The following is a 23,504-nucleotide window of genomic DNA, read 5'->3' as shown; positions in this document are numbered from 1 at the left end:
TGTGGTAGGCGCGATATCCAGCACCCGCAGGAGAGACTCGCAATGTCCGCACCCGCTGCGCCCTCGGTGTCCATGTTCGTCGAGCTGGAGCGCGAAGCCTGGCGGGCGCTGCGCGCGTCCACGCCGCTGACGCTCACGACGGAGGACCTGGACGGTCTGCGGGGGCTGGGCGAGCACCTGGACCTGGAGGAGGTCTCCGACGTCTACCTGCCCCTGTCCCGGCTGCTCAATCTCCAGGTGGCCGCGGCCCAGCGGCTGTGGATGGAGCAGCAGGCGTTCCTGGGGGGCTCCACGAGCAAGGTGCCGTTCATCATCGCCATCGCTGGCAGCGTGGCGGTGGGCAAGAGCACCACGGCCCGCATCCTCCAGGCCCTGCTCGGCCGGTGGCCGGACCATCCTCGCGTGGAGCTGGTCACCACGGACGGCTTCCTCTTTCCCAACCGCGTCCTCACCGAGCGTGGGCTGATGAAGCGCAAGGGCTTTCCGGAGAGCTATGACCGGCGCGCGCTGGTGCGCCTGCTCGCGGAGCTGAAGGCGGGACGTCCAGAGGTGTCGGCGCCGGTCTACTCGCACCTCGTCTACGACGTGGTTCCCGACGAGGCGAAGGTCATCCGCCAGCCCGACATCCTCATCCTGGAAGGGCTCAACGTGCTCCAGTCCGGCGCCACCGGACAGCGGGTGCCGCACACCTTCCTGTCGGACTTCTTCGACTTCTCCATCTACGTGGATGCGAGCGAGCAGGACATCCGCCGCTGGTATGTCGACCGCTTCCTGCGGCTCCAGCAGACGGCGTTTCGCGACGAGCGCAGCTACTTCCGCCGCTTCTCCGACCTGACGAAGGACGAGGCGGTGACGATGGCCGAGTCCGTGTGGGGCGACATCAATGGCCCCAACCTGGCGCAGAACATCGCGCCCACTCGCTCGCGCGCCCGGCTCATCCTGCTCAAGGGACCGGACCACAAGGTGAAGCGCGTGCGGTTGCGCAAGCTGTAGTCCGCCCGTGTCAGCGCGCGGTGGAGGGGCCGCGGTTGGCGAGCGGTTGTGCCCGGAGTGTATGTCTGGGACATTTCAGCGACACATTGGGAGTCACCGCATGCCCCTCCCTTCGATTCGCCGTACGGTCCGCTCAGTGATGGTGCTTGCGCTGTCCCTTCTGTCCGGTCCGAGTCTCGCGGCGGACGCGGGCTCCGACGGGCGTCCGGTGGGCTTCGAGTGTCCGGTGCGAGTGGACGGCACCGAACACCTCCTCCGGGTCGCTGACGCGGAGCCTCCAGCAACGGCATCCCCTTGAGCTTCAGGGGGCGCGAAAACCACGGCGCCTGTCACACGTAGCGTGAGGCGCTCCAGTCGCGCGTGTACGCGGCGTTGCTCAGCGTCGGGGGCGGCGGACCATCTCGACGTGAGGGATGCCGTCCTCGTCGTAGATGTCACCCTCGGCGACGAAGCCGAGGCTTGTGTAGAAGGCCCGCAGGTAGTCCTGCGCGGAGATGCGGATGTCCGCGTCGGGGTAGAGGGCTTCGAGCCGGGTGATGCCTCGCGCCGTCAGCTCTCGTCCCAGTCCACGCCCTCGCGCCCTGGGTGACGTCACCACGCGGCCCAGGCTGGAGGCGCCGGGGAACTTCACGTCGGGTGGGAGGATGCGCAGATAGGCTGCGAGGAAGGACTGAGGGCCTGCGTCCTCGAAGGCGAGGAGGTGGAGGGCGCTCCGGTCCAGCCCGTCCACGTCCAGGTAGAGCGACTTCTGCTCCACGATGAACACCTCCTGGCGCAGGGCGAGCACGTCATACAGCTCGTCCAACGTCAGCTCCGAGAACGCCTTCCATTGCCAGTTCGGCATGCGGAAGGCGTCTACCACGGATGCTCGCTCCTTGCGGAGGTTCAGGCGGTGCGGGACTCAGCTCTGGTGTCGTGGGGAATCTCCGACAGCAACACGTTGAGTGCATCCACCTCTTGCCGCACGTGGTCCGGCCGGGACTGGACGATGTCGATGGCGCGCTGGAGCGCGTGCCTCGCGGCGTCGAGCGCCTGGTGCTCGACGTGGAGCCTCGACAGGTCCGTGAGCAGGGGCACCAGATACGGGTGTTTTTCACCGGCGGTCTGCTCGAGTCGACCCACCGACTCCTGAAGCAGGGGATAGGCGACCGGGTGCTGGTGTTCTCCCAGGACGACTGCCGCATGGTGCAGGGCGAGGGCGGCGGCCAGGCGGTCCCGCTCCTCGTCCGTCACGTCCACGGGCGGGGCTGCCTCATGGCCCTGACCCTCCAGCGTGTTCTCCAGGTTCGAAAGCAGCTCGCCGCCCAGCTCGTCCGTGAGCGCTTCGCCATCGGCGAACAGTGTCAGCGCGGACGTGTCTTCGACAGGGCGGTGGCCAGGGAGGCCCGCCACGCGTTCGATGCGCTCGGACGGAGGCGGGTGGGTGTCGTACGCGTCCACGGGGCACGCGAAGAGCTGCGCATGCATGAACGCCTGGAACTCGAGCGGCGTGTCCCGGGCCACCACGTCGATGGTGTGGAACAGGTCCTTCGTGGGCCTTCCCGTGGCGCGCAGACCCACCGTCACGCTCATTCCGCGCTTGAACGCGTCACTGCCCTCCACCGCCTTCGTCAGCGCGCGAGCGAAGGTGTCGCCGCCATAGGCGAGCGCGGACACCCGGTCCGCGAGCAGCTCCCTGCGGCGTCCGTGCCCGGCGGTGATGCGCAGGTGGACGAAGAAGTACGTGCGCAGGAACCACCACACCGGATTGATGGAGGCCCAGCCCGCCGCCTGGATGGCGTGGAGCATGCGGACCATCTGGATCTGGATGCGACCGATGATGGGAGTCAGCCGCGTCTCGCCATGGGAGAAGTGGCCATACTCGTGCGCGAGGATGGACTTGAGCTCGGAGACCGTGAGCAGTCGCACGACGCCCAGCCCCAGTTGGAGGACTCGCTCACCACGTCCCAGCAGCACCCTCAGCCGTCCTCCTCGCTCACTCACGCCGATTCCCGTGCCCGCGTCGATGAGGACGCGGTCCACCTTGCGCGACTTCGCGACGTCCGCCACTTCCTCCAGCGCGGCGAAGAGGCGCGGGGCCTCCTCGCGTTTCAGCGCGCGGCCTTCGTCTGGCTGGGTGTCACGGAAGAACAGGCCCCGGAAGATGCCAATGATTCCACCGAGGCAGGCAATCACCCCGATGAACAGGAGCTTCACCGGGATGACGGGCATCATGGCCATGGCGAGGAGCAGTCCTCCGAACACGGCCAGGGTCAGCACCACCATCATCGGCACGGCGACGTAGAACAGCAGGGACGAGAACCAGAGCACCGCGATGTAGATCCGGTCCACCAGTCGCTCGCTCGCGGTCTGTTCCTCGCGCAGCAGGTGCAGGTCGCTCGCCTGGAGCCGGCCCAACTGCGCCGAGGACAACGCTCGGCCCGCGAGCCAGGAGAGCAGCAGCCCCAACCCCAGGAACAGCGCCATCCCGAGGGGAATCCCCACCAGCAGCCACCCCCTGCGCCGGTCCTCGAACCGCTCCTCGACGACCCGCAGCAGTCCCTGGGTGGCGCCCAGTTCACGGGCTCGCCGGGCCGCTTCCCGCGCGGCCTCGTTGTCTCCCCGGGTCTCCAGAATCACGGCGAGCAGCGCATGGCCCTCGCCATTCCAGGGCGCGAGCGCCGTCAGTCGCCGTGCATGGGCCAGCGCACCCTCGACCTCGCCCGCCTCGAGGGAGCGAATCCCCGCGTCGAAGAGCGACTCCGGGTCGTGAGCGTTCACGCCGTGCTCCGACGACATCCCCAGGCGCGCTTCCTCCATGGCCGACAGGTGCCGTCGGACGGCGTCGAGCTGACCTTCGACCTCCTCGCGATGCCTCGGGTCGATGCCGCGCGCGAGCGCCTGACTCAGCGCCGTCTCGGCCTCGGCGAAATGGCCTCGCTTGAGGCGCAGCCGCCCGTGGAGCCAGTGCGTCGCGGGATGCTTGGGTGCATCCGCGAGCAAGCGGTGGAAGTTGCGCAACGCCTCTTCCGGCTGGTCGTTCCGCAAGGCCGCGTCAGCCTGCTCATACGCGGCCTGAAGCCCGGGGGCGCCGTGGAAAGGGGGCTGCTCGGTCGCCGAGGCCGGAGCCTGGGAGGCGAAGAACAGGACAAGAACCAACGCGTACATGTACTTCCTCGGAACTGGCCCCTGATGCCCACTCTAACACGGGCGCCGAGCAGAGGCCCGACCGCCGGCCTGGCCCGCGAGGTGGGCGTCGCGGTGGGGGCCCGACAGGGAGTCTGGGCAAGCCGCCGGGGAGGCCATTATACCTAGGCCGCCATGACCCCTCTGTCGCAGACGTCGCCCGTTCCCGGGGCCGCCCAGGATGTGGACGCCCTGGTTTCGTTGCTGCGCGGACGGCGCACCGTGGTGCTCACCGGCGCGGGTTGCAGCACCGAGTCAGGCATCCCGGACTATCGCGGGCCGGGCACGCGTGCCCGGGCGCGCAATCCCATCCAGCACCGGGAGTTCCTCCAGCGCCCCGAGGTGCGGGCCCGCTACTGGGCCCGGAGTCTGCTCGGCTGGCCCCGCTTCGCTTCCGCCCACCCGAACCCCGCGCACCGGGCGCTGGCCGCGCTGGAGCAGGGTGGACATGTCCCCGGCCTCATCACCCAGAACGTGGACCGGTTGCACCACGCCGCGGGCAGCTCGCGCGTCATCGAGTTGCACGGCGCGCTGGCTCGCGTGCGCTGTCTGGACTGTGCGGCGCAGGAGGCGCGTGTCGACCTGCAGGCGCGACTGCTGGCGCTCAACCCGGACTTCTCCCACCAGGTGCTGGAGCTTCGGCCGGACGGTGACGCGGAGCTGTCGTCGGAGGCGCTCCAGTCCTTCCAGGTGCCCGCTTGCGTGCGCTGTGGCGGGACGCTGAAGCCGGACGTGGTGTTCTTCGGCGACAACGTGCCCGCGCCCACGGTGACGGAGGCGTTCGCCTTGCTGGAAGAAGGGGACGCGCTGCTGGTGGTGGGCTCGTCGCTCGCCATCTACTCCGGCTATCGCTTCCTCGTCCGCGCCGCGGAGCGCCACGTGCCCATCGCCATCCTCAACCTGGGCGAGTGTCGTGGCGTGGAGCTGGCGGACCTTCGCGTGGAAGCGAGCGCTGGAGACGTGCTGCCCAGGCTCGCCGAGGCGCTGGCGCGAAGCTGAGCGCGTCGTCGCCCGTCAGGGCAGGCGCACGTGCGTGGTGAGGTGGTCCACGAAGGCGCGCACGCGCGCGGGCAGGTGTCCGCCCTGGCTGAGGAAGAGGGCATGGATGACCTCCGTGTCGCCGGGGTTGTGCTCCTCCAGCACGGCCACGAGGCGGCCCTCGTCCAGGTCGTCCTTCACCTGGAAGCGCGCGAGCCGTGCCAGGCCCACTCCGGCCAGCACCAGTTGTCGCAGCGCTTCACCGTCGCTCGCCTGGATGTTGCCGACCGGGGACAGCGAGAGCTGCGAGGAGGACTCCGTCAGGGGCCAGCCCTCGATGGCGCGCGCGTAGCTGAAGCCCAGCCGGTTGTGTGACGCCAACTCGCCCGGAGTCTTCGGCACGCCCTGGCGCTTCAGGTAGTCCGGCGAGCCGACGATGACCATCCGCGTCTCACCGAGCCTGCGCGCGGTGAGCTGGGAGTCCTTGAGCTGCCCGTGGCGAATGGCCACATCCGTGCGGTCATCGAGCAGGTCGATGAGCTTGTCCGTCAGCGTGAGGTCCACCGTCACCGACGGATATCGGGCGAAGAAGCCGGGGAGCAGGGGGATGAGGATGCAGCGCCCGAAGGCCGGGTTGGTGTTGATGCGCAGTCGCCCACTGGGCTCGTCGCTCGCGGCGGCACCGCGCTCCGCCTCGTCGAGCTCACCCAGGATTCGCACGCTGCGTTCATAGAAGCCGCAGCCTTCCGGCGTGAGCTGGAGCGCGCGCGTGGAGCGATTGACCAGCCGAGCCCCCAACCGCTGCTCCAGCCGGGCCACCAGCTTGCTCACCGCGGAGGGGGTCATCCGGAAGGCTCGCGCCGCGGCGGAGAAGCCTCCCAGCTCCACCACCTTCACGAAGACTTCCATCTCTCCGAAGCGATTGACGTCCAGGCGAGCCATGGTGAGCCGAACTCACAAGTCCTATTCCGCACGTCGCTCTACCGCAGCGAATTCGCCCCGTCCATACAAGGCCCCATCCAACTTCTTCACGGGAGGGCCGCGAATCATGCCGCTGGCCTTGTTCGCATTGACCGCGGGCGCCTTTGGAATCGGCGTCACGGAGTTCGTCATCATGGGCTTGTTGCTGGAGGTGGGCACGGACCTGGGGGTCTCCATCTCCACGGCGGGCCTGCTCATCTCCGGCTACGCACTGGGCGTCGTGGCCGGCGCCCCGGTGCTGACCGTGTTGACGGGGCGCTGGTCCCGCAAGCACGTGCTGCTGGGGTTGATGGTCATCTTCACGCTGGGCAACATCGGCTGCGCGCTGGCGCCCACGTACGGCACGCTGATGGCCGCGCGGGTGTTGACCGCGCTCTCCCACGGCACGTTCTTCGGCGTGGGCTCCGTGGTGGCCACGGGCCTGGTGCCGGTGGACAAGCGCGCGTCGGCCATCGCCATCATGTTCACCGGCCTGACGGTGGCGAACATCCTCGGTGTGCCGCTGGGCACGTGGCTGGGGCAGTCGCTCGGATGGCGCTCGACGTTCTGGGCCGTGGCGCTGATTGGCCTGCTCGCCGTGGCGGTGATTGCGCTGTTCGTACCGCGTGACGAGGCGTCGCAAGAGGCGAACGACTGGCGCGCTGATTTGAGGGCCCTGGGACGGCGGCCGGTGTTGCTGGGACTGTTGACGACGGTGCTCGGCTTCGCCGGGGTGTTCACCGTGTTTACCTTCATCGCGCCCATCCTGACGCGGCTCAGCGGCTTCTCACCGACGGCGGTGTCTCCCATCCTGCTCGTCTTCGGCGGTGGGCTGGTGGTGGGAAACCTCGTGGGCGGCAAGCTCGCGGACCGGCGGCTGGTGCCGTCCATCCTCGGCAGCCTCGCGGTGCTGGCGCTGGTGCTGTTCGGGATGACGTTCGTCCTGCATGACCGCGTCCTCACGGTCATCGCCATCGGCCTCTTCGGCGCCGCCGCGTTCGCCACGGTGCCGCCGCTTCAGATGTGGGTGCTGGAGAAGGCCGAAGGGGCCGGTCAGAGCCTCGCGTCGAGCCTCAACATCGGAGCCTTCAACCTGGGCAACGCGCTGGGCGCCTGGTTCGGTGGCGTCATCATCGACCGCGGCCCGGGCCTGGGCGCCGTCACGTGGGTGTCGGCGCTGGTGCCGGTGTCCGCCATCTTCATCGTCCTCCTGGCGCTGCGCCTGGAGTCCCGCGAGCGCCGCCTCGGCGCTCCCAACGAACGAATGCTGCAAGGAGGAGTGTCATGAGCACGGTCAACAAGGTCGCCCTCGTGGTGGGCGCGCAGGGTGTCATCGGTCGCAACCTCATCGAGCACCTCGAGTCGCTGGGTGACTGGGAGGTCATCGGCCTGTCCCGGCGAGGCGGCCCTTCCTCCGAGCGCGTGCGGCACGTGCAGGTGGACCTGCTCGACGCGGAAGACTGCCGCGTGAAGCTGGCGAACCTGGGCCATGTGACGCACATCTTCTACGCCGCGTACCAGGAGCGGCCGACGTGGGCGGAGCTTGTCGCGCCCAACCTGGCGATGCTCGTCAACGTCGTGGACGCCATCGAGCCGGTGGCCGCGGGCCTGCGCCACGTCAGTCTCATGCAGGGCTACAAGGTCTACGGCGCGCACCTGGGGCCCTTCAAGACGCCGGCCCGGGAGACAGACCCGGACCACATGCCGCCCGAGTTCAACGTGGACCAGCAGCGCTTCCTGGAGCAGCGGCAGAAGGGCAAGGCGTGGACGTGGACCGCGCTGCGTCCGTCGGTGGTGGGCGGCGTCGCGCTCGGCAACCCGATGAACCTGGCCCTGGTGATTGCCGTCTATGCGTCCATCTCCAAGGAGCTGGGGCTGCCGCTGCGCTTCCCTGGCAAGCCCGGTGCGTATCACTCGCTGCTGGAGATGACCGACGCGGGGCTGCTCGCGAAGGCGACGGTGTGGGCGGCGACGGATGCGCGCTGCGCGAACCAGGCGTTCAACATCAACAACGGGGACCTGTTCCGCTGGAGCGAGCTGTGGCCGAAGATTGCCCGCTACTTCGGGTTGGAGGTGGCGCCTCCGCTGCAGATGTCGCTCGACGTCGTCATGGCGGACAAGGCGCCGCTCTGGAAGGCGATGACGGAGAAGCACGGGCTGGCGGGCCACTCCTACCAGGACGTGTCCTCCTGGCGCTTCGGCGACTTCGTCTTCTCGTGGGACTACGACATGTTCGCCGACGGCACCAAGGCGCGGCGCTTCGGCTTCCACGAGTTCGTCGACACCGAGGCGATGTTCCTGCGCCTCTTCGATGACTTCCGCCGCGCGAAGGTCATTCCCTGATTCCTCGGGGTGGCGCTTCTGGAGTTGAGCGGGCCTGGGGGGTGGGGAACAATCCAGGGATGGCTCACGGCGACGGAATGCAACAGGTCATCGGCTTCATCCTGGAGCTGGACAAGCTCAAGGGTGTCACGCGCAAGGTCAAACCGTTGGGCCTTGCTCGCTACGAGAACTCCGCGGAGCACAGCTGGCAATTGGCCATGCTGGCCCTCTCCCTGTCCCACCATGCTCCACCTGGGATTGACCAGGACCGCGTGGTTCGGATGCTGCTGGTGCATGACGTGGGCGAAATCGACACCGGCGACACGCTGGCGTTCGTGGAGGGCGGGTGGAAGGAGCGCAAGGCCGCGGAGCTGGCCGCGGTGGAGCGCATCTTCGGTTTGTTGCCCGCGCCCCAGGGCCCTGCATTCCTCGCGCTCTGGAAGGAGTTCGAGCAGGCGGAGACTCCCGAGTCCCGGTACGCGAACGCGGTGGACCGTGCGATGCCGGTGTTGCTGAACCTCTCCAACGAGGGACAGAGCTGGCGGGAGAACGGCATCAGCCACGCGAGGGTGGTGGCCCGCATCGCGCCCCCCATCCAGGCGGGGTGCCCCGCCCTGTGGGAGTACCTGGAGGGCCGTCTGGAAGAGGCCCGCCAGCGTGGCTGGTTCGGCGCGTGAGTGAGCGCGTCGCTCAGGCGGCTTGAGGTGTGCGGGACGGAGGCGCGGGGACGTGCCCCGCCCGCACCAGATAGTCGCCGAAGCCCTCACCCTGCTGTCGCTCGCTCGCATACGCCGCGAACAGTGGCTCCAGCACTGAGAGGATGGTCGCCTCGTCGATGTTCTCCCGGACCAGTCGGTTGAGGCGCTGGCCCCGGGCATCCCCGCCCAGGTGGAGGTTGTAGCGACCGGGGGCCTTGCCCACGAGGCCAATCTCCGCGAGGTAGGGGCGCGCGCAGCCGTTGGGGCAGCCGGTGATGCGCAGCAGGATGTTGGCGTCCTGGAGGCCATGTGCCTGAAGGCGGCCCTCCACGCGCTCCACGAAGGTCGGCAGGTAGCGCTCCGCCTCGGCCATGGCGAGGGCGCACGTGGGCAGGGCCACGCAGGCGAGCGCGTTGCGCCGCAGCGGACTGGCGGTCCGGAAGCTCTCCAGTCCATGGGCCCGGACGAGCGCGTCGATGTGCTCCTTGGACTCCGGGGGCACTCCCGCGATGACGAGGTTCTGATTGGGGGTCAGCCGGAAGTCGCCGGCATGCACCTGGGCAATCTCGCGCAGCCCCGTGAGGTGGAGCGCGCCGGGCCGGTCCGCCACGCGGCCACTGTCCAGATGCAACGTCAGGTGCCAGCGCCCGTCGTGGCCCTCCCTCCAGCCGAAGCGGTCTCCGTTGTGCTCGAAGGTGAAGGGCCGCGTGGGCTCCAGCTTGAAGCCGAGGCGGCGCTCCAGTTCCTCGGTGAACCAGGCGACGCCCCGGTCCTCCAGGACGTACTTCAGGCGCGCGCGCTTGCGGTTGCCCCGGTCTCCGTAGTCACGATGAATCTTCAGCACCTCCTCGGCCACCGCGAGCATCTGTTCGGGAGGCACGAAGCCCAGCACATCCGCCAGCCGGGGAAAGGTGTTGGCGTCACCGTGGGTCGCGCCCAGGCCGCCGCCCACCGCGACGTTGAAACCCTGGAGGACGCCGTCCTCGATGATGGCGATGTAGCCCAGGTCCTGCGCGAACAGGTCCACGTCGTTCTCGGGCGGCACCGCGACGGCGGCCTTGAACTTCCGGGGCAGGTAGGTGGCGCCGTACAGGGGCTCCTCCTCGCCGCCGGCCACCTTCTCCTCGTCCAACCAGAGCTCGTAGTACGCGCGAGTCTTGGGCAGCAGGTGCTCGGACAGGCGCACCGCCCAGCCGTACACCACTTCATGCACGCGGGTGTCCACCGGGTTGGGATTGCACAGCACGTTGCGGTTGACGTCGCCGCATGCGGCCAGCGTGTCGATGAGGGCGGCGTTGATGCGCGCAATCGTCGGCTTGAGGTCGCCCTTGAGGATGCCGTGCAGTTGGAAGGCCTGCCGCGTGGTGATTCGCAGGGTGCCGTTGGCGTGCTCTCGCGCCAGCCCGTCCATGACGAGCCACTGCGCGGCGGTGCAGACGCCCCCGGGGAGCCGGGTGCGCAGCATGAAGCTGTAGTCCGGCTCCAGCTTTTGCTGGCGACGCTCCTCGCGGAGGTCCCGGTCATCCTGCTGGTAGCTGCCGTGGAACTTGATGAGGCTGGTGTCCGGCGTGGAGATGGCGCCCGTCACCGGGTCCGCCAGGCTCTCCGCCAGCGTTCCGCGCAAAAGGCGGCTGTTCGCCTTGATGTGCTCCACTTCGGAGAGGGGCTTGGGCTGGGTGCTCATGTCATTGCTCACAGTCAGAAGGATTCAGTAGACGTCACGCAGGTAGCGCCGCTCGTCACGCAGCGTCTTGAGCCAGTCCTCGGCGTCCTCTCGGCCGCGGCCACCGTGCTCGGCGACGACGTCCACCAGGGCCGCGTGGACATCCGGTGCCATGCGCTGGGCATCGCCGCACACGTAGAGGTGGGCGCCGCCTTCCAGCCAGGTGTAGAGTTCCTTGCCCGCCTCGCGCAGCCGGTGCTGGACGTAGACCTTCGCCGCCGTGTCGCGGGAGAAGGCGAGCGAGAGCTTGTGGAGCGTCTTCTTCTTCAACGCCTCCTGCCACTCCGACTGGTAGAGGAACTGGCTGCGGAAGTGCTGCTCTCCGAAGAACAGCCAGTTGCGTCCGCGCGCGCCGACCTCCGCGCGCTCCTGCACGAAGGCCCGGAAGGGCGCCACGCCTGTGCCGGGGCCAATCATCACCACGTCCCGGTCCGTGTCCTCCGGCAGCCGGAAGCGCTCGTTGCGCTCCACGAAGACCCGCACCGAGTCCGCGTCCGCCCCTCGCGTGGAAAGGTGAGACGACGCGGCGCCGAGGTGGCGCTCGCCGAAGGCCGTGTAGTCGACCACCGCCACCGTGAGGTGTGCCTCCTCGCCCACGCGCTTGGGACTGGAGGCAATCGAGTACAGCCGGGGCGTCTGCTTGCGCAGCGCGAGGACCAGTTCCTTCGCGCTCCACGGCGCGGGGTGCTGGCGAAGCACGTCGATGACCTGATGACTCTTCAGCAGCGCGCGGAAGGCCTCCGCGCCCGTGGGCGTCAGCACGGACTGGAGCGCGGTGCTCGCGCCGAGCGTGGCGTGTCGCTCCAGGAAGGGCCGGCTCAGGCGCGTCAGCTCCAGTCCCTCCGAGAGCCACACCGCCAGCGGGAGTGTCTTCCCGTCGCGCGTCACCGGCTCCGCGCCATCCAGTCGCTGCTGCCTCAAGACGGCGTCCACCAGCTCCGGTGGATTGGGTGCCCACACCCCCAACGCGTCGCCCGGCGCGTATTCCAGACCGGAGCCTTCGAGGGAGATTTCAACGTGGCGGACGTCCTTGAGCGCGCCCCGTCCGGTGATGCGCTGGTTGACCAGCACGGTCGCGGCGAAGGGGGCTTCCTTTCCCACGGTAGGTGTGGCCGTGGCGCCTCGCAGCGGGACGACGGTGGCGACAGAGGGCGTGCGCGGTTCGAGCGCCTCGCGAGCGCGAGCGAGCGTCTGGTCCAACCAGCCCGTGGCGATGGGCTCGAAGTCCAGGTCGCAGTCGGCGCGCTCCACCAGTCGCGTGGCACCCAGCTCCGCCAGTCGCGCGTCGAGTGCCCGCCCCACTTCGCAGAACTTCGGATAGCTGGTGTCCCCGAGTCCGAGCACCGCGTAGCTCAGGCCCTCCAGTCGGGGAGCGCGCTTGCCCAGCAGGTGCTCGCAGAACCCACGCGCGTCGTCGGGAGGGTCTCCGTCTCCTTGCGTGCTGATGACCACGGCCAGCAGCTTCTCGCGTGCCAGCTCTCGCACCGGGTACTCACTGGCCCGGATGATGCGCACGGGAAGGCCCGCGCTCTCCGTCTGGTGCTTGAGTCGCTCGGCGATCAGCCGGCTGTTTCCCGTCTGCGTGCCGTAGACGATGGTGAGGGGCGCGGCGGGTGTCGCCGTGGGAGCCATCGCGACGGTCGCCGCCGTGGAGACCGCACCGGGGCGTGCCGCGAGGCCCGCGGCGTAACCACTCAGCCAATGAAGCGCCGTCGGGTCCAGCCCCGCCACCAGTTCCAGCAGCAACGTGCCCTTCTCCGCGCCCAGCAATGCACCGATGAAAGGAGGCGGGGACAGGGTGAGATTGCCTGGGGAGGAGGCGCTCATGTCGCGTCCTCCCGTGGCGCGGTCAGGCGTCGCGCCCACTGCTCCGGGACCTCCGCGTCGTCCAGCTCCCACCAGCCCGTGCCCGCGTCATGGGCTTCCTCTCGCAGCGCACGCCGGACCTGGGGCGCCTCCGCGTAGACGAGGGCGAACAAGCCCGCGCGCGCCAGGGCCAGGGCCACTTCCACATCCCCGGGCACGGTGGCGACATGGCGGCCCAGGTTGAACAGCTCACGCTCCAGCGCGAACGCGCGACTGGCCGCCTCGGATGTGGCGGGAAGCAGGACGACGGCGCCGACCTGGCCCAGCCGTCCGTGTCGCTCGGCGCTCGTGACGAGCGGCGCACCGGCGCGCGAAGTGGACTCCGCGGGGCCCAGCACCATGCCCGCGCCCACGGTGTCGTGGGTGAGCGCGTCGATGACGATGAAAGCCCCCGTGCGCCGGTTCTCCTGGTACGGGTCGCACAACAGGGGCCGGCGGCACACCAGCCGGACGCGGCCGATGTCGTTGAGCGCCAGCGACTCCGAGGGCACCTCCGAGAGGGTCTCCAGCTCCTTGCGCCAGAGCACACGCTCGAACTGCGCGGGTGCAGTGCGCGTGGTCTGCTTCACCAGGTAGCGGCGAGTCACGTCCAGCGGCTGCTCACCGAACCACACCAGCATCGCGTCCAGGTGTTGTAGTGCCAGGGGCGGCTGGTCCACGTGGGCGAGCAGGTCGCCTCGGCTGGCGTCCACGTCGTCCGTGAGCAGCAGTGTGACGGAGTCCGTCGCGGAGGCTTCCTCCTTGGCGCCGTCGAAGGTGTCGATGGCCTCCACGCGCGTCCTGCGACCCGAGGGCAGCACCTGCACCTCGTCTCCCACGCGCACCGTGCCGGAGGCCACCTGGCCCGCGAGTCCCCGGTAGTCCTGATGGGGCCGCAGCACGTACTGGACGGGGAAGCGGAAGGGCGCGCCGTCGAGCCTTCGCTGGTGAGGAAGCGACTCCAGCCAGCCCAGCAGCGTGCCGCCCTCGTGCCAGGGTGTGCGGGGACTGAGGCGGGTGATGTTGTCGCCCCGGCTGGCGCTGACGGGGAACAGGCGCACGCCCTCGAAGCCCAGCGTGCGCGCGAAGTCCACCAGCTCGGAGCCGATGCGCTCGAACGTCGCGCGCTCGTAGCCCACCAGGTCCATCTTGTTCACCACCACCGCGAGGTAGGGGATGCCCAGCAGCGAGGCGATGTACGCGTGGCGCCGCGTCTGCGGCAGGACGCCGAGTCTCGCGTCCACCAGGATGACGCCCGCGTCCGCCGTGGAGGCACCCGTGGCCATGTTGCGCGTGTACTGAAGGTGTCCTGGCGTGTCGGCGATGATGATCTTCCGCAGCGCCGTGGACAGGTACCGGTACGCCACGTCGATGGTGATGCCCTGCTCGCGCTCGGCGCGCAGGCCGTCGGTGAAGAGGGAGAAGTCCAGCTCCTCCTCGTCACCCGCGCCCGCCGCGGCCTTGAGCCCCTGCACCAGCAGCTCTGGAGGAAGCTCCGTCCGGGCGGCGGCCCGCTTCGCGCTGGCACGTCGCACCGCGGAGATCTGGTCCTCGAAGAGTCCGTCACACTCGAAGAGGAGTCGGCCGATGAGCGTGGACTTGCCATCGTCCACCGAGCCCACCACCGCGAGCCGCAGCAGCGCCCGGTTGGAGTGCTCGTCGAGGAGTCGTTGGATGTCGGGTTGCGCAACGGCCTGGAGTGCGGTGTCCATCAGAAGTACCCCTCGCGCTTCTTCAGCTCCATGGAGCCTTCTTCGTCGTGGTCGATGAGTCGGCCCTGGCGCTCGGACTGACGTGCGTGGACCATCTCGTGGATGACGGCCTCCACCGTGGTGGCGGATGACTCGATGGCTCCGCTGAGCGGGTAGCAGCCGAGCGTCCGGAAGCGCACCCGCCGGAGCGTGGGCCGCTCCCCGGCGCGCAGGCGCATGCGTTCGTCATCCACCATCAGCAGCGTGCCACCCCGGTCGATGACGGGGCGCTCGGCGGCGAAATAGAGCGGCACCACCGGGATTTTCTCGCGCAGGACGTAGTGCCACACATCCAGCTCCGTCCAGTTGGACAGGGGGAAGACGCGCATGCTCTCGCCCGCGTCCACGCGGCCGTTGAAGAGGTTCCACAGCTCTGGCCGCTGCCGGCGCGGGTCCCACTGGCCATGCTTGTCCCGGAAGGAGAACACGCGCTCCTTGGCCCGGGACTTCTCCTCATCGCGGCGGGCTCCACCGAAGGCGGCGTCGAAGCCGTGCAGCGCGAGCGCTTCGAGCAGCGCCTGCGTCTTCATCGCGTGCGTGTACTTCTGGCTGCCGTGGTCGAAGGGGTTGATGCCCTCGGCGAGCGCCTTGTGGTTCTGATGGACGAGCAGCCGCAGACCGTGTCGCGCGATGAAGGCGTCGCGAAACGCGTACATGTCCCGGAACTTCCACGTCGTGTCGACATGGAGCAGCGGGAAGGGCAGGGGCGCGGGGTGGAAGGCCTTGCGCGCCAGGTGCAGCAGCACCTGCGAGTCCTTGCCGATGCTGTAGAGCATCACCGGGTTGGCGAACTCCGCCACCGTCTCGCGGAGGATGTGGATGCTCTCTGCTTCAAGCTCCTCCAGGTGCGTGGAGCGTGCATGGGTCGTGTCAGTCATGTCCCGCCTCCGCGAACCGGGGGACGGAGTCTCCCGTCGCCGTGTGATTCCTCGCCGCGAGCGAAGGGAGCCGAGCGCGCAGCGCGACGACTTCGCCCACCACCAGCAGCGAGGGAGAGCCCAGTCCGGCCTTGCGCGCCTCCTGGGCGACGGTGCCCAGGGTGGCCTCCACCACGCGCTGGTGTTCCCAGGTGCCTGCTTCCACCAGGGCGGCGGGCGTGGAGGCCGCGCGACCCGCGGTGACCAGGGCCGCCGTCGTCTCCTCCAGGCGGTTTCCCGCCATGAACAGCACCAGCGTCTGGGCGCGTGCGAGGAAGCCCCAGTCGGGCGCTCCCCCCGCGCGGAACGCCGTGGCGAAGGTCACCTCGCCGGACATGTCCCGATGGGTGACGGGAATACCCGCCGAGGCGGGCACCGCGATGCCCGAGGAGATGCCGGGCACCACCTCGTAGGGAATGCGCGCGGCCTCCAGCGCCAGGGCCTCCTCCCCGCCGCGACCGAAGACGAACGGGTCTCCGCCCTTGAGGCGAACCACGGTGCGGCCGAGCCGTGCCTGGGCGATGAGCACCGCGTGGATGGCCTCCTGTTGTACCGACTCGCCCCCACCTTCCTTGCCCACGTAGATGAGCCGGGCGTGCGGACGCGCGTGCTCCAGCACTCCGGGGTGGATGAGCCGGTCATGCACCACCGTGTCCGCCTCTCGCAGCAAGCGCGCCGCGCGCAGCGTGAGCAGCTCTGGATCTCCAGGGCCCGCACCCACCAGGTACACGCGCCCTCTCGACGACTCCTTCATGTGAACTCTCCAGACGACTTGAAGGTCTTCAGTTCCGAGCGAAGCCGAGCCACCGCGGCCCCTCGCTCACCGCGCGCGAGCAGCGCGCCAGGCTCTCCCTCCACCAATTGCTTCAGCAGGCGCTGACGCCGGGGACCACGAGGCAGCCGTCGGCGCAGCCATCCACTCAGCCTCGCCAGCCAGACGTGGTGGGGCGCGACCTGGGCCCCCAGCTCCCTGCGCAGGTGGCGCGCCAGCGCGGGGGCCTGACCGGCGGTGGAGACCGCGACGGTGATGGGGCCTCGTCGCTCCACCGAGGGCAGGGTGAAGTCGCACAGCTCCGGCTCGTCCGCCGTGTTCACCCACAAGCCCAGCTCACGCGCCTCGGCCGTCAGGTGTTGATTCACGGCGGGCTCATCCGTCGCGGCCAGCACCAGCGCGTGGCCGCGTACATCGCCGGAGGCGTAGGCCCTGCGCTCCCAGTCCAGACGTCCCTCGGCGGCCAGGCGTTGGAGGGTGTCGGTGACGTCAGGGGCTATCAGGTGGAGCCGCGCGCCCGCTTCGAGCAGGGCCAGGGCCCGGCCTTCGGCCACGGCGCCTCCGCCCACCAGCAGGACGCGGCGGCCCTCGAGCCGGAGGCAGACGGGATAGTCGATAGGGGTAGAGGTCGCCATGGCGGGAGTCCGCGTCACCGAACGCGGTGCAGTCCGCACTCGCTGTGCTCTCGTGACTCCCACCACCACCGGCCCGCGCGCTCGTCCTCGTACGGCTTCACCGCGCGCGTGCACGGCGCGCAGCCGATGGACGGGTAGCCCCGGTCATGCAGGGCGTTGTACGGGACGGCGTTCGCCTGGATGTAGCTCCACACCTGTTGCCGGCTCCAGGCCGCCAGGGGGTTGAGCTTGAGCAGCCCGCCATGGTCGCGGTCGTGCTCGACGATGGCGACCTCGGTGCGGTTGGCGGACTGCTCGCGGCGCAGCCCCGTCACCCAACCGTCCAGTCCCTGCAGCGCGCGACGCAAGGGCTCCACCTTGCGGATGGCGCAGCACTCCTTGCGCGCGTCGAGGCTCCGGCGAAACGAGAAGTAGCCCTGGGTCGACTCCAGCGCCTCGACGCGGGCTCGCTCCGGGAAGTAGGTCTCCACGGGAATGCCGTAGCGATTGCGGACGACCTCGATGAGCTCGTAGGTCTCCGACGGCAGGCGACCGGTGTCGAGGGTGAAGACGCGCAGGCTGGGCGCGTGCTTGCGCGCCAGGTCGATGAGGACCATGTCCTCCACTCCGAAGCTCGAGGCGATGGCCGCGCGCGCGCCGAGCCGCTGCTCGACCCAGGCGAGAATCTCCTCGGTGGTGGCGGCTTCGAGCGACGCGGCTTCCGCGAGCAGGGCCGAGGGTTCGCGAGCGATTCCAAGTGCGGGAGACGACGGCACGACGGACACGGTGGACTCCAGGGGCTGAAAAGCAGACGGCCCGCGCCTCTTTCGAGGGCGGGCCGCGCGAGCAGGGGAGAAGGGATGGAACCGCTATCCGCTCCTCGGGGCTCGGGGCCCGCCTGTCGGCGGACACACCTCACACGCACACGCCAGACAGCACGCACAGCGGGCTCCGTGGGGCGCCTGCTGCGTCGCGACTGGCTGGGTGGAGAGAAGGTGCATGAGGGAGCGTCGGGAAGCGGTGTGCGGGAAACAACGGAACAGACCCAGACCTCGGGACGGAGGTGGGGCCAGGCGAGGCGCGGAGGGAATCAGGAGGCTTCCGGCGCGCGCTTCAACAGCCCAGGCCCGAGAGGGCACAACAGGCACACGACCGACAGCAGCGGCGGAACAGCGCGGCCATCGGAGTGAAAGGCGTCAACACGGAACGGCAAGCTAACGGCTGTCACCTCGCGCCGTCAACCTGACCTCCTTGTCCCGAGGGGTACTCAGGTGTCGCTTGTCCCACCCGCCCGCCTCGTGACGGTGGAAGTCTCCAGTCGGTGCGAGGACGCGGTGGGTTCCAGGGTCGCGGGGGTATCGACACGCAGCGCGGAGCGCTCCAGCTCACGGAGCCGCGGACGACCCAGCAGCGCGAGCGTCCGGTCAATCTCCGAGGTGAGGATGTCCAGCGACAGCTCCACGCCCGCCTGCCCGTCCGCCGCCAGCCCGTAGAGGAACGGGCGACCCACCATGCAGGCGCGTGCGCCCATGGCGACGGCCTTCACCACGTCGGAGCCTCGGCGGATGCCCCCGTCGAGGATGACCTCCGCTCGGCCCTCGACCGCGTCCACCACCTCCGGAAGTACGTCGATGGCGCCCGGGAGGAAGTCGAGCTGCCGGCCTCCGTGGTTCGAGACGATGACGGCCTCGACACCCAGCGAGACGGCATGTCGCGCATCCTCCGCGCAGGTGATGCCCTTGAGCACGAGCGGGCCGGTCCAGATGGAGCGAAGCCACTCCACGTCCTTCCATGTCACCGAAGGATCGAACTGGCTGTTGGTGAAGCGCGCGACACCCACCGCGTCCGTGCGGGTCAGCGAAGGATGGTCCACGAAGTTGCCGAAGGTGGCTCGCGGGCTCTTTGACATGCGCAGCACCCAACCCAGGTGGCGCAGCACGTCCATCACGTTGGAGAACTGGACGCGAGGAGGCAGGGTGAAGCCATTGCGCCGGTCCTGCTCCCGGTTGCCCATGACGGGCACGTCCACTGTGAGGCACAGCGCGCGATAACCCGCCGCCTTCGCGCGCTCCACCAGCGCACGCGTGACGCTCCGGTCCTTCCAGACGTAGAGCTGGAACCAGAGTGGGGAGGGCGCCGCGGCGGCCACTTCCTCCAGGGTTCCGATGGACATGGTGCTGAGGGTGAAGACGGTGCCTCGGCTCGCCGCGGCCTTCGCGGCCAGCTCTTCGCCCCGAGGCGCGAGCAGCCCCGCGAGCCCCGTGGGGCCCAGGATGATGGGGGTGGCCAGATTCTCTCCGAGCAGCGTGGTGGAGTGGTCCACCGCGCTCACGTCCACCAGGGCCCGCGCTCGGAAGAGATAGCGGTCGAAGCCGCGTCGGTTGGCACCGGAGGTGAAACCGTCGTCGGCGGCGCCCTCCACGTAGTCGAAGACGGTTCTGGGCAACCGACGTCTTGCTCGCTGGCGCAGGTCATCGATGCTGACAATCACGATGCGTGCTCCCTCGGGGCCCGACACCCCAGAGCATCCACTCCGGGAGCGGGCCTGCTGACGTTAGCAGCCCCGACGTGGGGGACCGCGCAGCGCGCGTACATCAAGCGGCGTCTCGCTTCAGCGCGGCGAGCAGTCGAGCGAACAGCTCGGCCAGTGTGGTGACGTGCGGCGCGCGCAGCATCGTGTAGTGGTCTCCCGGTGACTCATGCACCGTCGGCGCGGTGGCCAGCCACGGGCCCCAGCCCAGGTCCGCCGTCACGGTGAGCCCCGGGAGCGGCGTCGCGGCCTTGATGAGCACGGTGGTCCCCTCATACGGCGCGCCCGTGGGCACATAGCCGCGCTGGGCTTCGCTCAGTCGCTGGTAGAGCGCGAAGAGACGCTCCGCCGCGTCGACGTCCAGGTCGAAGGCGTGCGTGGAGGCGCGGCGGGTCAGCTCCAGCAGATAGGCGAGCCGCTCCCGGCCTTCGAGGCGGGCCAGTCGCTCCGGGTCCACCGGGAGGTCTCGCCACGGCAGACCGAGCACCTGTCCGAAGGCCGCGAGCTGCGACAGTGCATCCGGTGTCGGACGCGGCTCCGGCTTGGGAGCATGGCTGTCGATCATCGCCAGCAGCTCCACCTGCTCGCCTGATGCCTGGAGCCGACGCGCCATCTCATAGGCGACGAGCCCGCCGAAGGACCAGCCCGCGAGCAGGTAGGGGCCATGGGGTTGTACGGCGCGAAGCTGCGAGAGGTAGTCCCGCGCGAGAATCGCGACGGACGCGGGAGGCAACTCGCCTCCATCAATGCCGCTCGCGGAGAGGCCGTGAATGGGCCGGCTCGGCGCGAGCTGACGAACGAGCTCCGTGTAGCCCAGCGCGCTGCCGCCGCCTCCGTGGACCAGGAACAACGGGCGCTCGGTGGAGGTGCCCGAGTCGAGGCGCACGAGGTTCGGCGTGGCGCGCGTGCCGTCCTGCTGCTGCTCCAGGAATGGCGCCAGACGCTCGATGCTGGAGCCCTGGAAGAGCGCGGTGACGGGGAGCGAGACTCCTGTGCGCTCGCGAATCCGCGCCATCAGCTTGATGGCGAGGAGTGAGTGGCCGCCGAGTTCGAAGAAGTCGTCCTCGATACCGACCTGTGGGACGCGAAGGACCTGCGCCCAGATGGAGGCGAGCAGCTCCTCGGTGAGCGTGCGCGGCGCGACGTAGGTGGAGGAGGGAGCAGAGAGCACGGCCTCGGGAGGAGGCAGTGCCTTGCGGTCAATCTTCGCGTTGGAGGTGAGAGGGAGCGCGTCGAGGCGGAGCAGGGACGACGGCACCATGTACTCAGGAAGCCGAGACTTGAGGAAGGCTCGGAGGGAGACGGCGTCCAGGTCGTCGCCGACGAAGTAGCCGACGAGCCGCTTGTCGCCGGGGACGTCCTCGCGAGCGATGGCGATGGCCTCGCGGATGGATGGATGCGTGAGCATCGCGGCTTCGACTTCGGGCAACTCGATGCGGAAGCCGCGCACCTTCACCTGCGCGTCGGCGCGACCGATGAAGGCGAGCGTCCCGTCGTGGCTCCAGCGGACGAGGTCGCCGGAGCGATAGAGGCGCGCCCCAGGGACGGAGGAGAACGGGTCCGGGATGAAGCGCTCCGCGGTGAGTGAAGGCTGGCCGACGTAGCCGCGAGCCAGGCCGTCACCACCGATGAAGAGCTCACCGGTGATGCCGATGGGGACGGGCTGAAGCGAGGAGTCGAGGACGAGCAGGCGGGTGCCGTTGGTGGGCTTGCCGATGGGCACCGTTGCCCCAACGTCCTCGGGCCGAGCGACCAGGAAGGTCGTGGCGAAGACGGTGGATTCGGTCGGGCCGTAGCAGTTGGTGACGGAGATGCCCCAGTCCTGCAACGCGCGTCGGACATGGAGAGGCGAGACGATGTCGCCACCAGTGAGGACGCGCTGGAGTGAAGGAGGCGCGGGGAGGCGACTCTCGACGAGCTGGGAGAACAGACCACTGGTGGCCCAGAGCGTGGTGACGCCATGGCGGGCGACGGTCTGGAAGAGCTCTTCGAGCGAGGGCGCCTGAGGCGGGAGGACGACGAGGCGCGCGCCGTGGAGCAGTGCGCCCCAGATTTCGAAGGTGGTGGCGTCGAAGGAGATGGGAGCGAGGAGGAGGTGGGTCTGCTCGGGCCCGAGGTGGGTGAAGTCGACGCCGATGAGGGTGTGGATGACGCCGCTGTGGGTGCAGCCAACGCCTTTGGGCTTGCCGGTGGAGCCGGAGGTGAAGTCGATATAGGCGAGCGACTCGGGAAGCGCGGACGACGGCAGGGCTTCGGTGGGGCTGTTGGTCAGCGACACCTCATCCAGGAGGACGCACGTCAGGCCATCGGCGGGCACCTTGTCGAGGACGGCCCGCGTGGAGATGAGGACCTGGGGCTGAGCGTCCTCGAGCATGAATGCAATGCGCTCGCGCGGATATTGGGTGTCGAGGGGGACGTAGGCGGCGCCAGCCTTGAGGATGGCGACGAGGGCGATGATGAGTTCGGCGGAGCGCTCGATGGCGATGGCGACGCGGGAGTCGGTGCGGACGCCGAGGGAGCGCAGGTGCCAGGCGAGCTGGTTGGAGCGCTCGTCGAGCTGACGGTAGGTGAGGGAGGTGTCACCGAAAAGGAGCGCGACGGAGTCGGGCGCACGTGCGACGACGTCGGCGAAGACGGCGGGCAGGGTGGACTCGGGCGAGACGTGCGCGGGAGCGGTGGCCCAATCCACGAGGAGGTTGTGCCGCTCCTCGATGGTCAGCATTCCGTGAGCGCGGACCGGGACGTCGGGGCGCGCCACGAGAGCTTCGACGAGCAACTCGAAGTGTCGAGCCATCCGCTCGATGGTGGAGCGCTCGAAGAGGTCGGAGTTGTAGCCCAGACCACCGAAGACTCCTTCAGACGTCTCCGTCAGGTTCAACTGAAGCTCGAACTTGGCGGTGACCGCCACGCTGCCCAGGTCCACCGGACTGAGCGTCAGCTCCGACTTCTGGACGGCGGACTCGGGCGTGTTCTGGAGGACGAAGAGCGCCTGGAACAGCGGGCTGCGGCTCATGTCACGCGCGGGCTGAAGCTCCTCGACGAGTCGCTCGAACGGAATGTCCTGATGGGCATAGGCACCCAGCGCGGACTCCTTCACCTGCCTCAACAACTGGAGGAAGGACGCCCGTGAGTCGACGCGCGCGCGCAGCACCAGCGTGTTGATGAAGAAGCCGATGAGCCCTTCGACTTCCGAGCGGTGGCGGCCGGCGATGGGCGAGCCGACGGCGATGTCATCCTGTCCCGAGTAGCGGGAGAGCAGGAGCTGCCACGCCGCGAGCAGCAGCATGAACGGTGTAGCGCCTTCACTCTGGCCAAGGGCCTTGAGCTGCTCCGAGACGGCCTTCGAGAGGAAGACCGGAAGCGTGGACCCTCGGAACGTCTGGAGCGGAGGTCGCGCCTTGTCGATGGGCAGCTCCAACGAGGGAGTCCCGGTGAGCTGGTTGCGCCAATAGGAGAGCTGCTGGTCCAGCACCGCACCCTGGAGCCAGTCACGCTGCCAGACGGCGTAGTCGGCGTACTGGATGGAGAGCGGCGCGAGGGGCGACGGCCTGCCGTGGGCGAAGGCGTCGTAGAGCGCGGCGACCTCCTGGGTGAGCACGCCCATGGACCAACCGTCGGAGACGACGTGGTGCATGTTGAGCGCGAGCACGTGCTCGGTGTCGCTCAACTCGAGGACCTGAGCGCGGATGAGCGGACCCGTCGAGAGGTCGAAGGGCCGCTGGTACTCCTCTTTCAATCTGCGCTGGACCTCGCTGTGAGACGTCTCCGCGTCGAGGCCTCGGAGGTCCACGCGCACCATCGGGAGTTCGCCCACGGGAGAGATGCGCTGGAAGGGTTGCCCATCCAGCTCGAAGAACGTGGTGCGGAGCGCTTCATGACGGCGGACGAGTTCATCGAAGCTGAGCTGGAGCGCGTGGATGTCGAGATGCCCGTCCAACCGGACGAAGGAGGGCATGTTGTAGATGGAGCTGCCGGGCTGGAGCTGGTCGATGAACCAGAGGCGCTGCTGAGCGAAGGAGAGAGGCAGCGGGCCGGAGCGCGGCACCGGGAGGATGGGGGGAGGCTGAGAGGTGAGGCTCTCCTGCGAGGCCGCGAGGATGCGCGCGGCAAGGGAGGCGACAGTGGGTGCCTCGAAGAGGGCGCGAAGGGGCAACTCGACGCCGAAGGAGGAGCGGACGCGAGAGATGACCTGGGTGGCGAGGAGGGAGTGGCCACCGAGTGCGAAGAAGTTGTCGG

The 23,504-nt window shown here is 69.1% G+C and carries 17 protein-coding genes; 5 read left to right on the top strand and 12 right to left on the bottom strand.

What is annotated here, in order from left to right; genetic code table 11:
• The first annotated feature begins 42 nt into the window (after nucleotides 1-42).
• The gene (gene coaA / locus HUA74_RS37320; protein ID WP_141644616.1) at nucleotides 43-993 is read left to right on the top strand and encodes a type I pantothenate kinase; all 951 of its coding nucleotides are present in this window, start codon (nucleotides 43-45) and stop codon (nucleotides 991-993) included.
• A 376-nt stretch (nucleotides 994-1,369) separates the two neighbouring features.
• Here the strand turns inward: coaA and HUA74_RS37315 are convergent, their stop codons facing one another.
• Nucleotides 1,370-1,837 carry a GNAT family N-acetyltransferase gene (locus HUA74_RS37315; protein WP_174458492.1) on the bottom strand — a complete coding sequence of 156 codons (468 nt, stop codon included), beginning with the start codon at nucleotides 1,835-1,837 and terminating at the stop codon, nucleotides 1,370-1,372.
• A gap of 41 nt (nucleotides 1,838-1,878) precedes the next feature.
• On the bottom strand, nucleotides 1,879-4,140 hold the full coding sequence (locus HUA74_RS37310; RefSeq protein WP_174458404.1) for a tetratricopeptide repeat protein: 2,262 nt from the start codon (nucleotides 4,138-4,140) through the stop codon (nucleotides 1,879-1,881).
• A 153-nt stretch (nucleotides 4,141-4,293) separates the two neighbouring features.
• Between HUA74_RS37310 and HUA74_RS37305 the strand changes: the two genes are divergently transcribed.
• Nucleotides 4,294-5,157: an NAD-dependent protein deacetylase gene (locus HUA74_RS37305; RefSeq protein WP_174458403.1), complete on the top strand. Its 864-nt coding sequence runs from the start codon at nucleotides 4,294-4,296 to the stop codon at nucleotides 5,155-5,157.
• A 15-nt stretch (nucleotides 5,158-5,172) separates the two neighbouring features.
• Here the strand turns inward: HUA74_RS37305 and HUA74_RS37300 are convergent, their stop codons facing one another.
• A complete protein-coding gene (locus HUA74_RS37300) occupies nucleotides 5,173-6,078 on the bottom strand; it encodes a LysR family transcriptional regulator (protein ID WP_141644619.1) in 906 nt (301 codons plus the stop codon).
• Between the two features lie 106 nt (nucleotides 6,079-6,184).
• On the opposite strand from HUA74_RS37300, the gene HUA74_RS37295 reads away from it, so the two are divergent.
• From HUA74_RS37295 to HUA74_RS37285, 3 genes are read left to right on the top strand one after another with little or no spacing between them, the layout of a single operon-like run.
• Nucleotides 6,185-7,384, top strand: coding sequence for an MFS transporter (locus HUA74_RS37295; protein WP_174458402.1), 1,200 nt, complete (start codon nucleotides 6,185-6,187; stop codon nucleotides 7,382-7,384).
• On the top strand, nucleotides 7,381-8,439 hold the full coding sequence (locus tag HUA74_RS37290; RefSeq protein ID WP_141644621.1) for an SDR family oxidoreductase: 1,059 nt from the start codon (nucleotides 7,381-7,383) through the stop codon (nucleotides 8,437-8,439). Before HUA74_RS37295 ends, HUA74_RS37290 begins: the two co-directional genes overlap by 4 nt.
• A 59-nt stretch (nucleotides 8,440-8,498) precedes the next feature.
• A complete protein-coding gene (locus HUA74_RS37285) occupies nucleotides 8,499-9,095 on the top strand; it encodes an HD family hydrolase (protein ID WP_217442687.1) in 597 nt (198 codons plus the stop codon).
• 13 nt (nucleotides 9,096-9,108) lie between these two features.
• Here the strand turns inward: HUA74_RS37285 and cysI are convergent, their stop codons facing one another.
• The 9 genes from cysI to HUA74_RS37240 form a co-directional block, all read right to left on the bottom strand.
• Nucleotides 9,109-10,800, bottom strand: a complete 1,692-nt coding sequence (gene cysI, locus HUA74_RS37280) for an assimilatory sulfite reductase (NADPH) hemoprotein subunit (protein ID WP_174458401.1) — start codon at nucleotides 10,798-10,800, stop codon at nucleotides 9,109-9,111.
• A 24-nt stretch (nucleotides 10,801-10,824) separates the two neighbouring features.
• Nucleotides 10,825-12,666 (bottom strand): assimilatory sulfite reductase (NADPH) flavoprotein subunit, encoded by a 1,842-nt coding sequence (locus tag HUA74_RS37275; protein WP_174458400.1) that lies wholly within the window; start codon nucleotides 12,664-12,666, stop codon nucleotides 10,825-10,827.
• Entirely contained in the window at nucleotides 12,663-14,396 is a 1,734-nt protein-coding gene (locus HUA74_RS37270; protein WP_174458399.1) for a GTP-binding protein, read from the bottom strand. The genes HUA74_RS37275 and HUA74_RS37270 overlap by 4 nt, the downstream gene beginning before the upstream one ends.
• Nucleotides 14,396-15,313, bottom strand: a complete 918-nt coding sequence (gene cysD / locus HUA74_RS37265) for a sulfate adenylyltransferase subunit CysD (protein WP_174458398.1) — start codon at nucleotides 15,311-15,313, stop codon at nucleotides 14,396-14,398. Before cysD ends, HUA74_RS37270 begins: the two co-directional genes overlap by 1 nt.
• Entirely contained in the window at nucleotides 15,306-16,106 is an 801-nt protein-coding gene (gene cobA / locus HUA74_RS37260) for a uroporphyrinogen-III C-methyltransferase (RefSeq protein WP_141644627.1), read from the bottom strand. Before cobA ends, cysD begins: the two co-directional genes overlap by 8 nt.
• Nucleotides 16,103-16,759 carry a bifunctional precorrin-2 dehydrogenase/sirohydrochlorin ferrochelatase gene (locus HUA74_RS37255; protein ID WP_141644628.1) on the bottom strand — a complete coding sequence of 219 codons (657 nt, stop codon included), beginning with the start codon at nucleotides 16,757-16,759 and terminating at the stop codon, nucleotides 16,103-16,105. Before HUA74_RS37255 ends, cobA begins: the two co-directional genes overlap by 4 nt.
• 14 nt (nucleotides 16,760-16,773) lie before the next feature.
• Complete coding sequence (locus HUA74_RS37250) at nucleotides 16,774-17,523, bottom strand: phosphoadenylyl-sulfate reductase (RefSeq protein WP_174458397.1); 750 nt, start codon at nucleotides 17,521-17,523, stop codon at nucleotides 16,774-16,776.
• A gap of 482 nt (nucleotides 17,524-18,005) precedes the next feature.
• Nucleotides 18,006-19,229, bottom strand: a complete 1,224-nt coding sequence (locus tag HUA74_RS37245; RefSeq protein WP_174458396.1) for an alpha-hydroxy acid oxidase — start codon at nucleotides 19,227-19,229, stop codon at nucleotides 18,006-18,008.
• Nucleotides 19,230-19,332: 103 nt separating this feature from the next.
• Nucleotides 19,333-23,504, bottom strand: a 4,172-nt coding sequence (locus tag HUA74_RS37240) for a non-ribosomal peptide synthetase (RefSeq protein ID WP_174458395.1), incomplete at its 5' end; no start/stop codon positions are given.

The sequence above is a fragment of the Myxococcus sp. CA051A genome, from assembly GCF_013336705.1.
Taxonomy (GTDB): Bacteria; Myxococcota; Myxococcia; order Myxococcales; family Myxococcaceae; genus Myxococcus; species Myxococcus llanfairpwllgwyngyllgogerychwyrndrobwllllantysiliogogogochensis.
This window is presented reverse-complemented; position numbering and strand designations above follow the sequence as displayed.